This window comes from Cereibacter ovatus (assembly GCF_900207575.1).
In the GTDB taxonomy this organism is placed as follows: domain Bacteria; phylum Pseudomonadota; class Alphaproteobacteria; order Rhodobacterales; family Rhodobacteraceae; genus Cereibacter_A; species Cereibacter_A ovatus.
Genome location: NZ_OAOQ01000002.1, coordinates 316,464 through 329,692, shown reverse-complemented (window position 1 = coordinate 329,692; position 13,229 = coordinate 316,464). Strand labels below are relative to the sequence as shown.

11 protein-coding genes are annotated in these 13,229 nt (G+C 67.0%); 6 read left to right on the top strand and 5 right to left on the bottom strand.

All coding sequences use genetic code 11. The features are described 5' to 3' along the window. Window positions 1–11: 11 nt before the first annotated feature. The 5 genes from CRO07_RS03840 to proS all read right to left on the bottom strand — a co-directional run bounded on the left by CRO07_RS03840 (window position 12) and on the right by proS (window position 6,282). Window positions 12–2,327 (bottom strand): Tex family protein, encoded by a 2,316-nt coding sequence (locus CRO07_RS03840; protein WP_097029358.1) that lies wholly within the window; start codon window positions 2,325–2,327, stop codon window positions 12–14. Between the two features lie 58 nt (window positions 2,328–2,385). Next, window positions 2,386–2,775 (bottom strand): cytochrome C, encoded by a 390-nt coding sequence (locus CRO07_RS03835; protein WP_097029357.1) that lies wholly within the window; start codon window positions 2,773–2,775, stop codon window positions 2,386–2,388. Window positions 2,776–2,840: 65 nt separating this feature from the next. Further along, a complete protein-coding gene (locus tag CRO07_RS03830) occupies window positions 2,841–3,515 on the bottom strand; it encodes an ABC transporter ATP-binding protein (RefSeq protein WP_097029356.1) in 675 nt (224 codons plus the stop codon). Further along, on the bottom strand, window positions 3,508–4,794 hold the full coding sequence (locus tag CRO07_RS03825; protein ID WP_097029355.1) for a lipoprotein-releasing ABC transporter permease subunit: 1,287 nt from the start codon (window positions 4,792–4,794) through the stop codon (window positions 3,508–3,510). The genes CRO07_RS03830 and CRO07_RS03825 overlap by 8 nt, the downstream gene beginning before the upstream one ends. Before the next feature lie 150 nt (window positions 4,795–4,944). Beyond that, a complete protein-coding gene (gene proS, locus CRO07_RS03820; RefSeq protein WP_097029354.1) occupies window positions 4,945–6,282 on the bottom strand; it encodes a proline--tRNA ligase in 1,338 nt (445 codons plus the stop codon). 162 nt (window positions 6,283–6,444) lie between these two features. Here proS and CRO07_RS03815 point away from each other — a divergent pair, with 162 nt between their 5' ends. From CRO07_RS03815 to CRO07_RS03790, 6 genes are all read left to right on the top strand, one after another. After that, entirely contained in the window at window positions 6,445–7,518 is a 1,074-nt protein-coding gene (locus CRO07_RS03815; protein WP_097029480.1) for an AI-2E family transporter, read from the top strand. Next, complete coding sequence (locus CRO07_RS03810; RefSeq protein ID WP_097029353.1) at window positions 7,515–8,195, top strand: DnaA/Hda family protein; 681 nt, start codon at window positions 7,515–7,517, stop codon at window positions 8,193–8,195. Before CRO07_RS03815 ends, CRO07_RS03810 begins: the two co-directional genes overlap by 4 nt. A gap of 55 nt (window positions 8,196–8,250) precedes the next feature. Then, a complete protein-coding gene (locus CRO07_RS03805; RefSeq protein WP_097029352.1) occupies window positions 8,251–10,437 on the top strand; it encodes an RNA degradosome polyphosphate kinase in 2,187 nt (728 codons plus the stop codon). A 61-nt stretch (window positions 10,438–10,498) separates the two neighbouring features. Next, the gene (locus CRO07_RS03800; protein WP_097029351.1) at window positions 10,499–12,040 is read left to right on the top strand and encodes a Ppx/GppA family phosphatase; all 1,542 of its coding nucleotides are present in this window, start codon (window positions 10,499–10,501) and stop codon (window positions 12,038–12,040) included. Further along, window positions 12,037–12,513 carry a GNAT family N-acetyltransferase gene (locus CRO07_RS03795; RefSeq protein ID WP_097029350.1) on the top strand — a complete coding sequence of 159 codons (477 nt, stop codon included), beginning with the start codon at window positions 12,037–12,039 and terminating at the stop codon, window positions 12,511–12,513. The genes CRO07_RS03800 and CRO07_RS03795 overlap by 4 nt, the downstream gene beginning before the upstream one ends. A gap of 31 nt (window positions 12,514–12,544) precedes the next feature. Then, window positions 12,545–13,228: a molecular chaperone DjiA gene (locus CRO07_RS03790; protein ID WP_097029349.1), complete on the top strand. Its 684-nt coding sequence runs from the start codon at window positions 12,545–12,547 to the stop codon at window positions 13,226–13,228. Window position 13,229: the final 1 nt, after the last annotated feature.

The window sequence follows — 13,229 nt, the reverse complement described above, 5'->3', positions numbered from 1 at the left end:
TCTGCGCCGTCTCAGGGGCGGCGCAGCCCCTTTAGCGCATCAGCGAAAGCGTTGCCTGCGCTTTCGCGCGGGGCGGCCGACCGGGGCGCGGGCTTGGCGCCCTTGCGGGAAGGCTCGGCGGTGCGGCGCTCGGCGGCCTCGGCACGGGCATCGGCGCTGTCCTTGCGCATGGTCAGGCCGATGCGCTTGCGCGCCACGTCCACCTCGACCACGCGCACCTTCACCACATCGCCCGCCTTCACCACCTCGTGCGGGTCTTTCACGAAACGGTCTGCCAACTGGCTGACATGCACCAGCCCGTCCTGATGCACGCCAATGTCGACGAAAGCGCCAAAGGCCGCGACGTTGGTCACGGTGCCTTCCAGCAGCATCCCCGGTTTCAGATCCGAGATCTGGTCGACGCCTTCGGTGAAGGTCGCGGTCTTGAAGGTCGGGCGCGGGTCGCGGCCGGGCTTTTCCAGTTCCGCAAGGATGTCCTTCACCGTCGGCAGGCCGAAACGGTCGTCGGTAAACTCGGCCGGGTCCAGCGCACGCAGCCGGTGCGGCTCGGCCATCAGGCTGCGCAGGTCGCGCCCGCAGGCGGCGACGATCCGGCGGGCCACGTCATAGGCTTCGGGATGGACGCTTGATGCATCCAGCGGCTCGGCCCCGTTCGGGATGCGCAGGAAGCCGGCCGCCTGTTCGAACGCGCGGGGGCCAAGGCGCGGCACCTTCAGCAGATCGCGGCGCTTCGCAAAGGGGCCATTGGCGTTTCTGTGCGTGACGATCGCCTCGGCCAGCCCCGGCCCCACGCCCGAGACACGCGCCAAGAGCGGCGCCGAGGCGGTGTTCAGATCCACGCCCACCGCGTTCACCGCATCCTCGACCACCGCTTCCAGCGAGCGCCCCAGCCGGTGCTGATCGACGTCATGCTGATACTGGCCGACGCCGATCGATTTCGGTTCGATCTTCACCAGTTCGGCCAAGGGGTCTTGCAACCGCCGGGCGATCGACACCGCGCCACGCAAGGACACATCCAGATCGGGAAATTCCGCCGCCGCCAGCGCACTGGCCGAATAGACCGAGGCGCCGGCCTCGCTGACGATCACCTTCACGGGCTTGGGCGCATCCCCCGGCAGCGCGGCCAGCAGATCGGCCACCATCTTTTCGCTTTCACGGCTGGCGGTGCCGTTGCCGATGGCGATCAGCGTGACGCCATGGGCCCGGATCAGCTTCATCAACTCGATCTGCGCGCCGCGCAGGTCATTCTTGGGCTGGAACGGATAGACCGTCGATGTCGCCAGCAGCTTGCCCGTCGCATCCACCACCGCCACCTTGCAGCCGGTGCGGATGCCCGGATCGATCCCCATCGTGACCTTGCCACCGGCGGGCGCGGCCAGCAGCAGGTCACGCAGGTTGCGCGCGAAAACCCCGATCGCCTCGGCCTCGGCCCGGTCGCGCAACTCGGCCATCAGATCCAGCGTCAACGAGGTTTTCAGCTTCACCCGCCACGCCCACGAAGCCGCCTCGCGCAGCCAGAGATCGCCCGGCCCCCGGCCCGCGGCCTGAAGCGCCATGCCGGCCATCCGCTCGGCCGGGCTGTCGCCTCGGGGGGCGTCGGCGTCCACTTCCAGATCCAGCGTCAGGAAGCCTTCGTTCCGGCCGCGCAGCATCGCCAGAACCCGGTGGCCGGCGGCGGTGGCCCAGCCCTCGGAATGGGCGAAGTAATCCGAGAACTTGGCCCCCTCGGCCTCTTTCCCCTCGACCACCTTTGCGGCGATGCGGCCCACCTGCTTCATATGGGCGCGCAGCCGGCCCAGCAGGTCGGCATTTTCCGACAGCCCCTCGGCAATGATATCCCGCGCGCCGTCCAGCGCGGCCTTCACATCCGGCACGGCATCCGAAAGAAACGCCGCCGCCAGATCGGCGGGCACCGCGGCACGGTCGGCCAGGATCGCCTCGGCCAGCGGGCCAAGGCCGTTTTCCCGCGCGATCATCGCCTTGGTGCGGCGCTTGGGCTTGTAGGGCAGGTAGATGTCTTCCAGTTCGGCCTTGGTCACGGCCTTCGCGACCTGCGCTTCCAGTTCGGGCGTCAGCTTCCCCTGATCGCGGATCGAGCCAAGGATCGTCTCGCGCCGGGCCTCAAGCTCGCGCAGATAGGCCAACCTTTCCGACAGGGTGCGCAACTGCGTATCGTCCAGCCCCCCCGTCACCTCTTTGCGGTAGCGTGCGACGAAGGGCACCGTCGCGCCACCATCCAGCAGATCGATGGCGGCGGAAACCTGATCGGGGCGGGCCCCGATCTCGGCGGCGATCAACAAGGGGATGCGGCGGAGGGCTTGGGTCATGGCAGTCCGGCAGTCGTGAAACGGGAAACCGGACCCTAACGTGACCGCAGACCGAAGGCTAGCGTTGCAGCGTGCGCAGATATTGTTCCAGTTGCACCAGCCGGATCGGCGTCGGCGTCAGGATGCCGTCGCCGCCGTCATAGGGCACCACTTCGCTGTCCAACAGCACGGCAAATTCCGGCATGACGCGCCCGCCGGGCTTGGCATAGCCCCAGATCTGCGCCATCACCCGCGTGCCCGGAAAGGCCCCCTTGTTGCGGGCCGCAAGCGTCGTCAGATCGGCCGGCTTCTGGTCCAGCGTGTCGGCCATGTCGCCGTCGCCCCGCCCGCCATCGCCATGACAGCCCGCGCAAAGCGCCGTGAAATCGGCCCGCGCGGAGGGAATGTCGGGCTGGGCCACACAGGCCGCAAGCGGCAGCAAAAGCCCCAGAACAGCCGCAGATTTCATGGCAACCTCCCTTTTTGTCGACAGAACCACCCCGCCCAGCGGCGGGCCTTGACGCAGATCATGCCTCAGACGACGCGGCCGGCCTCCAGCCGCACCACCCGGTCCATCCGCGCGGCCAGATCCAGATTGTGCGTGGCGATCAGCGCCGAAAGCCCGGTGTGACGCACCAGATCCATCAGCACCCCGAACACCTGATCCGAGGTGCCGGGATCAAGGTTCCCCGTCGGCTCGTCGGCCAAAAGCAGCCGCGGCCCGTTCGCCAGCGCCCGACAGAAGGCCACGCGCTGCTGCTCGCCCCCCGACAGCGCGGCAGGCCGATGCCCCGCCCGCGCGCCCACGCCGACCCGCTCCAGCAGATCGCGCGCCCGCGCCTCGGCCGCGCGCCGGGGGGTGCCATTGGCCAACTGCGGCAGAACCACATTCTCCAACGCGGTGAACTCGGGCAGCAGATGGTGGAACTGATAGATGAACCCCACATCGCGCCGCCGCGCCTCGGTCCGGGCACGGTCGCCAAGCCCGCCCATGGCGGCACCGCCGATCTCGACCACCCCCGCATCAGGTGTATCCAGCAATCCCGCGATATGCAGCAGCGTCGATTTCCCCGCCCCCGAGGGCGCGACCAGCGCCACCACCTCGCCGGCAGCCACCGACAGCGTGGCCCCGCGCAACACCGCGACCTCGCCGGGCTTGCCGCGGTTGTAGGCCTTCGTCAGCCCCCGAAGCCCCAGCATCTCACTCATAGCGCAGGGCCTCGACCGGGTTCATCCGCGCCGCCCGCCGGGCCGGCACCAGCGTGACAACGAAAGACAGCCCCAAGGACAGCGCCACCGCCGACACCACATCCTGAACCTGCAACTTCGCCGGCAGCGCATAGATGCCGCGGATCGACGGATCCCAGACCCCGCCCCCCGCAACATAGTTCACCGCCGAAAAGATCGGATCGATATAGATCGCGAACAGACAGCCCAGCACCACACCGATCGCCGTCCCGATCAACCCGGTCGAGGCCCCGCACAGGAAGAACACCCGCAGGATCGACCCCTCGGTCAACCCCATCGTGCGCAGGATGCCGATGTCGCGGCCCTTGTTCTTCACCAGCATGATCAACCCCGAGATGATGTTCATCGACGCGATCAACACCAGAATCGACAGGATCACGAACATCACATTGTCCTCGATATCCAGCGCCCGCAGGAATGCCCCCGCCGAATCCCGCCAGGTCCAGACCATCGCGCCCGCCCCCGCCGCAGCCATCAGCACCGGCCCCAGATCGTCGACCCTCTCGGGCGCGGCCACCATCACCTCGATCTCGTCGGCCCGACCCTCGCGGTTGAAATAGCTCTGCGCCTCGGCCAGCGGCATGTAGACCCGCGTCCGATCGATGTCATAGCGGCCCGCGGTAAAGACATAGACCACCTCATAGGCCGAGACCCGGGGCGAGGTGCCGAACGCGGTCTTCACCCCATCGGGCGAGATCAGCCGGATACGGTCGCCGACCGTCACCCCCAACTCCTGCGCAACCCCCGATCCGATGGCGATCCCCTCGCCAAACCGGCCAATGTCGCCATAGGCATCCGCCCCGACCCCGACCCGCGGGATCGATGCCAGATCCTCCGACCGCATCCCGAACACCTCGACCCCGGTCGAGGCCCCGCGCCCGGCGGCCATCACCTGCCCCTTCACGACCGGCGCCGCCCGAACCACCCCCGGCACCTGCCGCAACCGCACAGCCACCGCGTCATAATCCTCAAATCCGCGCAGAAGCTGCCCGGTCTCGGCCACCCGCCCTGCGGAATAGACCGAGACATGCGCATTCGCCCCCAGAATCGTGTCGACAAACTCGGCCCGGAACCCCGCCCGCACCGCCAGCGTCGCAATCAGCGCAAAGACCGCCAGCGTGATCCCGATCAGACTGATCCAAGTCATCACCGACACGCCCCCCTCGGCGCGGCGCGCCCGCAGATAGCGCCAGGCGATCATCCATTCGAACGCGGCAAACGGTCTGGTCCGGCTCGCCATGATCCCTGCCCTTCCCCTCCGGCCGCCTCTCGGACAGATCCGGCAAACCCCGATTCGGGCGATGCCATCGCCCTTTCATTCTGGCTCAAATATCCTCGGGGGGTCCGGGGGGCAGACAGCCCCCCGGCGCCGGCCCGGGGTTCCGCCGCCTCAGATCTGCGCGTAGATCTGCGCCAGCCGGTCCACCGCCGCCCCCGCTGACAGCTCCTCGCTCTCGCCGGTGCGCCGGCAGGTCAGCTCGACCTTGCCCGAGGCGATGCCGCGCGGGCCGACGGTGATCCGCCACGGCAGGCCGATCAGATCCATCGTGGCGAATTTCGCCCCCGCCCGCTCGTCGCGGTCGTCGTAAAGCGGCTCCAGCCCCTTGGCCGACAGCTCGCGATACAGCGCCTCGCAAGCCGGATCGGTGGAACTGTCGCCCTGCTTCAGGTTCACGATCCCGACGTGGAAGGGCGTGACACCTTCGGGCCAGATGATCCCCTTGTCGTCGTGGCTGGCCTCGATGATCGCGCCCAGCAGCCGCGACACCCCGATCCCGTGCGACCCCATGTGGACAGGCACGCGGGCCCCGTCGGCGGTGACCACGGTGGCCCCCATCGGTTCCGAATACTTGGTGCCGAAATAGAAGATCTGGCCCACCTCGATCCCGCGCGAGCTCCGCCGACGGTCTTCGGGGATGGCGTTGAAGATCGCCTCGTCATGGGTCTCGTCGGTGCGGGCATAGGGCGTCGTCCATTCCTTGACGATCGCCTCGCATTCCTCGCGGTTGTCATAGTCCACCACGCGGTCGCCGAACTTCAGATCGGTGATCGCGGCGTCATAGAACACTTCCGACTCGCCGGTGGACGCCAGCACAAGGAACTCGTGCGTGTTGTCGCCGCCGATCGGCCCCGAGGCCGCGCGCATCGGAATTGCCTGAAGCCCCATCCGTTCATAGGTCCGCAGATAGCTGACCATGTGGCGATTATAGGCATGGATCGCGCTGTCGAAATCCAGATCGAAGTTATAGCCGTCCTTCATCAGGAACTCGCGCCCCCGCATCACGCCAAAGCGCGGGCGGATCTCGTCGCGGAACTTCCACTGGATGTGATACAGTGTCAGCGGCAGATCCTTGTAGCTGTTCACATGGCTGCGGAAGATGTCGGTGATCATCTCCTCGTTCGTCGGGCCATACAGCATCTCGCGCTTGTGGCGGTCGGTGATGCGCAGCATCTCTTCGCCGTAATCGTCATAGCGCCCCGACTCGCGCCACAGGTCCGCCGGTTGCAGCGTCGGCATCAGCAGCGGGATGTGACCGGCGCGGATCTGTTCCTCATGCACGATCTGTTCGATGCGCTTGAGCACCTTGAAGCCCATGGGCAGCCAGGAATAGATCCCCGCCGCCTGTTGCTTGATCATGCCGGCACGCAGCATGTAACGGTGGCTGACGATCTGCGCCTCTGACGGGTTCTCTTTCAGGACGGGCAGGAAATAGCGGCTCAGGCGCATCGGGGGCCCCTTGTCTTGGCTGTTTGCCAAGCGGTTTAGGATAGGCGGCGGGGGCAGGCAAGCGCCGCCCGCGCCGCGCCGCGCGTTTCCGCCCGGCTTTCCCTTGCAAGGGGCCGCCCCATGGGCCATTTCTGCGGAAAGCAACCAGAGTTCGACAGCACAATGGCCCTTCCTGTCCGCGAACAAGCCAAATGGTGGGGCCTTTCGGCCTTCATCTTCCTGATCGCGCTCTGGACTCTCGGAGACGTGATCCTGCCCTTCATCGTGGGCGGGGCCATCGCCTATTTCCTTGACCCGGTGGCCGACCGGCTGGAGAGGGCGGGCCTCAGCCGGGTTGGCGCGACGGCGGTGATCTCGGTCGTGATGCTGCTGGTGGTGGTGCTGCTGGTGCTGGCGGTGATCCCGACGCTGGTCAGCCAGACCACGGCGCTGATCAACGCGGCGCCGACGATCTTCCGCCAGCTTCACACCTTCCTTCTGGAACATTTCCCCGACCTTGCCGACGAAACCAGCACGGTGCGCCAGACACTGGTGTCCATCGGCGACACGATCAAGCAGCGCGGCGGAGAGCTGGCCAACACGGTCCTGATCTCGGCCTATGGCATCATCAACGCGGTGATCTTCATGGTCGTGGTGCCGGTGGTCAGCTTTTACCTGCTGCTGGACTGGGATCATATGGTGGCCAAGGTCGACAGCTGGCTGCCGCGCGACCATCTGCCCACGATCCGCCGCCTTGCCCGCGAAATCGATCAGGTGCTGGCGGGCTTCGTGCGCGGCCAGATGTCGGTCTGCCTTGTGCTGGGCACCTTCTATGCGGTGGCGCTGATGGCGGTGGGGTTGCAGTTCGGCCTTGTGGTCGGCGCCATTGCCGGCGCGATCACCTTCATCCCTTACGTCGGCGCGCTGATCGGCGGCGCGCTGGCCATCGGGCTGGCGCTGTTCCAGTTCTGGGGCGACTGGCTGTCCATCGGGCTGGTGGCCGGCGTGTTTGCGCTGGGCCAGTTCCTTGAAGGCAATGTCATCACCCCGCGGCTTGTCGGCGGCTCGGTCGGGCTGCATCCGTTGTGGCTTCTGTTCGCGCTGTCGGCCTTCGGATCGCTGTTCGGCTTCGTGGGCATGCTGGTTGCGGTGCCGGTCGCGGCCGCCATCGGCGTCTTTGCCCGCTTCGGTATCCGGCAATACACCGGATCGCGGCTGTATCGCGGCACCCACATCATCACCGAGGACGATCGGTGAAGGGTCAGCTTGCCTTCGATCTGGCCGTGCGCCCGGCGCTGCGCCGCGAGGATTTCTTTGTCTCGCCCGCCAATGCGCTGGCGCTGGCCAGCCTTGACGGCTGGCGCGGCTGGCCGCGCGGCAAGATGGTGCTGGTGGGGCCGTCGGGGTCCGGCAAGACGCATCTGGCCCATGTCTGGGCCGCGCAGACCGGCGCCGATCTGATCCCGGCCGAGGCGCTGGCCGCGACCGATCTGCCCCGTCTGGCGGCCAATGGCGCGGTTGCGGTCGAGGATGCCGACACCATCGCCGGCGACGCCGCCGCCGAAGAGGCGCTGTTTCACCTTCACAACCTGCTGATCGAGTTGGGGGGCGTCCTGCTGATCACGGCGGCCAGCCCGCCGCGCGACTGGGGGCTGTGCCTGCCCGATCTGAAAAGCCGGATGCAGGCCGCCGCCGTCACCCGGCTTGACCCGCCCGACGACGCGCTGTTGTCGGCCATGCTGGTCAAGTTGTTCGCCGATCGCCAGATCGCGGTGCCGCCGACGCTGATCCCGTGGCTGGTGGCGCGGATGGACCGTTCCTGCGACGCTGCCCGCGCGCTGGTGGCGGCGCTGGATGCGCGCTCGCTGGCCGAAAGGCGGCCGATCTCTCGGCAGATGGCGGCCGATCTGCTTGGCGCGTCCGAGAGTGAATGATTGTCATGAACCCATCACAGAAAGCGGGCAAAGCGACCCGACCGAGGCACAGAGCATGACCCCCGCAGATTTCCTGAAATCCCCCTTCCCCGAACCCGTCGCCCTTCCCGACGACGAAATCCACGGCCCGCAGCGGTTCTTCAACCGCGAACTCAGCTGGCTGGCCTTCAACTGGCGCGTGCTGGACGAGGCGTCGAACCCAAGGGTTCCGCTGCTGGAACGGCTTCGCTTCCTGTCGATCTCGGCCACCAACCTTGACGAGTTCTACACCGTCCGCGTGGCGGGCCTTCGGGCGCTGGTGCGGGGCGGCAACCCGATCCCGTCCGAGGATGGCCGCACCCCCGCCGATCAGCTGAAGCTGATCAATGCCGACGCGCGGCGGCTGATGCAGACCCAGCAAAGCGTCTGGAACCGGCTGAAGCGCGAGATGGAGGGTCAGGGGATCTCGATCCTGACCCGGTCAAAGCTGGCGGCGCGCGATCTGAAATTCCTTGAGGAACACTTTATCTCGAAGGTGTTTCCGGTCCTGTCGCCGTTGGCGATCGACCCAGCCCATCCCTTCCCCTTCATCCCCAACACCGGCTTCTGCCTTGGGCTGGAACTGGAACGGGTGTCGGACCGGCGCCAGTTGCAGGCGCTGCTGCCGATCCCGCAGCAGATCCGGCGCTTCATCGAACTGCCCGCAAAACCGGGCGAGCTTCGGTTCCTGCCGCTCGAGGAATTGCTGCTGCTGCATCTGGGGATGCTGTTCCCCGGCTATACCGAGCGCGGCCATTGCGCCTTCCGCGTGCTGCGCGACAGCGATCTGGAAGTCGAGGACGAAGCCGAGGATCTGGTGCGCGAGTTCGAAACCGCGCTGAAGCGCCGCCGCCGCGGCGAGGTGATCCGGATGAAGATCTCGGCCGGCGCGCCGCAGGAACTTCATGCCCTGATCATGGATGAACTTGGCGTCACCTCGGACGAGGTGATCGAGGTGCGCGGCGTGATCGGCATCGCGGATCTGAAGGAACTGGTGATCTCGTCGCGGCCCGATCTGCTGTGGCCGCCGTTCGCGCCGCGGGTGCCCGAACGGCTGGGCGACCACGAAGGCGACATGTTTTCGGCGATCCGGCAAAAGGACATCCTGCTGCATCACCCCTATGAAACCTTCGATCTGGTGATCCGCTTTCTGCAACAGGCGGCCAGCGATCCGAACGTGCTGGCGATCAAGCAGACGCTTTACCGCACAAGCTGGGACAGCCCGATCGTCAGCGCGCTCTGCGAGGCCGCCGAGGCCGGAAAGTCGGTCACCGCACTGGTCGAACTGAAAGCCCGCTTCGACGAGGCCGCGAACATCCGCCAGAGCCGCCGGCTGGAACGGGCGGGCGCGCATGTCGTCTATGGCTTCATGCATCTGAAAACCCACGCCAAGATTTCCACCGTGGTCCGGCGCGAGGGCGACACTCTGGTGACCTATACCCACTATGGCACCGGCAACTATCACCCGATCACGGCGCGGATCTACACCGACCTGTCGTTCTTCACCTGCGATCCGGCGCTGGGGCGCGATGCCACCAAGATCTTCAACTATCTGTCGGGCTATGTGCAGCCGGCGGGGCTGGAAAACGTGGCCATCGCCCCCGTCACCCTGCGCGGCCGCCTGAACGAACTGATCGCAGCCGAAGCAGATCACGCCCGCGCCGGCCGCCCGGCGGAAATCTGGCTGAAGGTCAATTCGATCATCGACCCCGAGTTGATCGACGCGCTTTATGCCGCCAGTCAGGCCGGGGTCAGGGTCAACCTGATCGTGCGCGGCATCTGCGGCCTGCGGCCCGGCGTGAAGGGGCTGTCAGAAAACATCCGGGTGAAATCGGTCGTGGGCCGCTTTCTGGAACACAGCCGGATCGTCTGTTTCGGCAATGGCGCGGGGCTGCCGTCCAAGAAAGCGCGGGTGTTCTTTTCCTCGGCCGACTGGATGGGGCGCAACATGGACCGCCGGGTGGAAACGCTGGTCGAGGCGCTGAACCCCACCGTCAAGGCGCAGATCATCGGCCAGATCATGGCCGCAAACCTTGCCGACGAGGCGCAAAGCTGGCTTTTGCAACCCGACGGCCGCTATCTGCGCCCCTTGGGCGGCCCCGACGAACCCCTGTTCTCGTGCCACGAGTTCTTCATGGAAAACCCATCGCTTTCCGGGCGCGGCACGGCGGGGGCCAAGGATGTCCAGCGGCTTGACATGCTGCGCGATGAGGGGCTGGCTTGACCGTTGACGCGGTGCCGCGCAAAGCCCTTCGCCCCGCGCCCCTTGCAGGAGAGATGATGCCGTGACCGATGCCGCGGACAGCCATGACGAGTTCGGCCCCTTCGGCAGGCCCCTGTTCGAAGACCCCTCGGCCCGCGCCTTGTCGCGCGTCGGCGTGGTGGATGTGGGATCGAACTCGGTCCGGATGGTGGTCTTTGACGGCGCGGCCCGCAGCCCGGCGTATTTCTTCAACGAAAAGATCATGTGCGGGCTGGGGCTGGGGCTGGCCGAAACCAACCTGCTGAACCCCCGCGGGCGCGAACGCGCCCTGGCCGCGCTGAAACGCTTTGCGCTGCTGGCGCGCGGCATGAAGGTCTCGCCCATGACCTGCGTGGCGACAGCGGCCGTGCGCGAGGCCGAGGACGGCCCCGCCTTCCATGCCGAAGTCCTGCGCGAAACCGGCCTGCGGCTGTGGGTGATCGACGGCGACGAGGAAGCCCGGCTGTCGGCGCAGGGCGTGCTGCTGGGCTGGCCCGACGCGCGCGGCATCGTCTGCGACATCGGCGGCAACTCGATGGAGCTGGCCCGGATCGGCGGCGGCAAGGTCGGCGCACGCGAGACATCGCCCCTTGGGCCGTTCCGGCTGCAACAGGTCAAGGGCGGCAAGAAAGAGCGGCAGGCCCATATCGCCAAGATCATCGAAGGGCTGAAGGCCCGGATTCAGCCCGACCGCGACCGGATCTATCTGGTGGGCGGATCCTGGCGGGTGATCGCGCGGCTGGACATGGAACGGCGCAGCTATCCGCTGACGGTGCTGCATGAATACCGGATGCAACCGAAAAGCCTGCTGGAAACGCTGGACTGGATCGAGACCAGCGATCTGGCCGCGCTGCGGGTGCGCACCGGCACATCGCCGGAACGGATGGAACTGGTGCCGCTGGCCACCGAAGTGCTGCGCGAACTGGTGCGCATCTTCAAACCGAAAGAGATCGACGTTTCGGCCTATGGCATCCGCGAGGGGCTGCTTTACGAACAGATGCCGCCCCGCCTGCGCGCCCGCGATCCGCTGATCGAAGCCGCACGGGTGGCCGAGGCGACCTCGGCCCGGGTGCCCGGTTTCGGCAAGAAGCTCTATCAGTTCCTGTCGCCGCTGTTCCGCGATACGACACCCGAACGCGAACGGCTGATCAAGGCCGCCTGTCTGCTGCATGACACCACATGGCGCGCCCATCCCGACTACCGGGCCGAACTGTGCTTTGACAATGCCACACGGGCCAACCTTGGCGGGCTGGACCATCCGGGGCGGGTGTTTCTGGGGCTGGCGCTGTTGCACCGCTACAAGAACTCTCGCTCGGGGTCGCGGCTGGAACCCTTGTTCCGGCTGCTGACCGAAGACCAGATGCGCGATGCCGAGGTGCTGGGCAAGGCGATGCGGTTCGGCTCGATGTTCTCGATCGAAGACCCTTCGGCGGCGGGCAGCCTGAAGCTGATGCCGAAGAAGAAGGTGCTGGAACTGACCCTGACCCCCGAAGGCGCGGCGCTTTACGGCGAGGTGGCACAGGCGCGGTTCAAGTCGCTGGCCCTTGCACTGGGGGCCATGCCGCAGGTCAGGACCGCCGCATGATCCGCCCCGCCACCCCCGAGGATGTGCCCGCGCTGCTGGCGATCTGGAACGCGGAAATCCGCGAGACGCTGGTGACCTTCAACTGGATTGAAAAGACCGCCGACGAGATGCGCGAGATGATCGCCACCCGCCCCGCTTTCCTTGTCGCGGACGAAGGCGCGGGGCCGTTGGGCTTCGCCACCTACACCCAGTTCCGCGGCGGCGTCGGCTATCGCCACACGATGGAACATACGATCATCCTCGGGCCTGCGGCACGCGGTCGCGGGGTCGGCCGGGCGCTGATCTCAGCCATCGAGGATCACGCCCGCGCCGGCGGCGCCCATTCGCTGTTTGCAGGCGTCAGCGCGGCCAATCCCGAAGGCCGCGCCTTCCATGCCGCGGTGGGTTTTGCGGAAGTGGCGGTGCTGCCGCAGGTGGGGCGCAAGGCGGGACAGTGGCTTGACCTTGTGCTGATGCAGAAATTCCTCTCCTGACAGCGGGTTCCCGGGGGGCTATGCTGGCCCCATGTCGATCTGGAGCCGCATCACCGCCGCCGTGTCGGCCCTTGCCACCGGCGAAGGGCTGTCGGTCGTGCTGGACCGCCTGCGCGCCCGGCCCGAACGCTCGGTCGCGTTCACCATTGCGGTGATCGCGCTGGGGGCCAAGATGGCCAAGGCCGACGGACAGGTGACCCGCGACGAGGTGGCGGCCTTTCGCCAGATCTTTGCCATCCCGCCCGGCGAAGAAGCGAACGCCGCCCGCGTGTTCAACCTTGCCCGGCAGGATGTGGCGGGCTTTGACGCTTATGCCCGCAAGATCAAGGGCATGTTCAAGGGCGACGACCGCATCCTTGTCGATCTGCTGGAAGGGCTGTTTCATATCTCGGTCGCGGACGGCCACTATCACCCGCGCGAGGATGCCTTTCTGACCGAGGTCGCACGCATCTTCGGCGTGGGCGATCGCTGCTTTCGCGCGTTGCGCGCCCGGTTCGTCGACACCGCCCCCCGCGATCCTTACGACGTGCTGGGCGTGGCGGCGGATGCCCCGCTGCCCGAGGTGCGCCGGGCCTGGAAACAGGCGGTGCGCAACTGTCACCCCGACCGGATGGTGGCCCGAGGCGTCCCCGAGGAAGCCGTCAGGCTGGCCGAGCGGCGCCTGATCGACATCAACCGCGCGTGGGAAGAAATCAGCGCGAAACAGGCAGCGTAAG

Excerpts from the sequence above, each read along its gene's own strand:
- CRO07_RS03830 (WP_097029356.1), bottom strand. The coding sequence starts at position 3,515 with ATGAGTGAGATGCTGGGGCTTCGGGGGCTGACGAAGGCCTACAACCGC.
- CRO07_RS03825 (WP_097029355.1), bottom strand. The coding sequence starts at position 4,794 with ATGGCGAGCCGGACCAGACCGTTTGCCGCGTTCGAATGGATGATCGCC.
- CRO07_RS03840 (WP_097029358.1), bottom strand. The coding sequence starts at position 2,327 with ATGACCCAAGCCCTCCGCCGCATCCCCTTGTTGATCGCCGCCGAGATC.
- CRO07_RS03815 (WP_097029480.1), top strand. The coding sequence starts at position 6,445 with ATGGCCCTTCCTGTCCGCGAACAAGCCAAATGGTGGGGCCTTTCGGCC.
- CRO07_RS03805 (WP_097029352.1), top strand. The coding sequence starts at position 8,251 with ATGACCCCCGCAGATTTCCTGAAATCCCCCTTCCCCGAACCCGTCGCC.
- CRO07_RS03835 (WP_097029357.1), bottom strand. The coding sequence starts at position 2,775 with ATGAAATCTGCGGCTGTTCTGGGGCTTTTGCTGCCGCTTGCGGCCTGT.
- CRO07_RS03790 (WP_097029349.1), top strand. The coding sequence starts at position 12,545 with ATGTCGATCTGGAGCCGCATCACCGCCGCCGTGTCGGCCCTTGCCACC.
- proS (WP_097029354.1), bottom strand. The coding sequence starts at position 6,282 with ATGCGCCTGAGCCGCTATTTCCTGCCCGTCCTGAAAGAGAACCCGTCA.
- CRO07_RS03795 (WP_097029350.1), top strand. The coding sequence starts at position 12,037 with ATGATCCGCCCCGCCACCCCCGAGGATGTGCCCGCGCTGCTGGCGATC.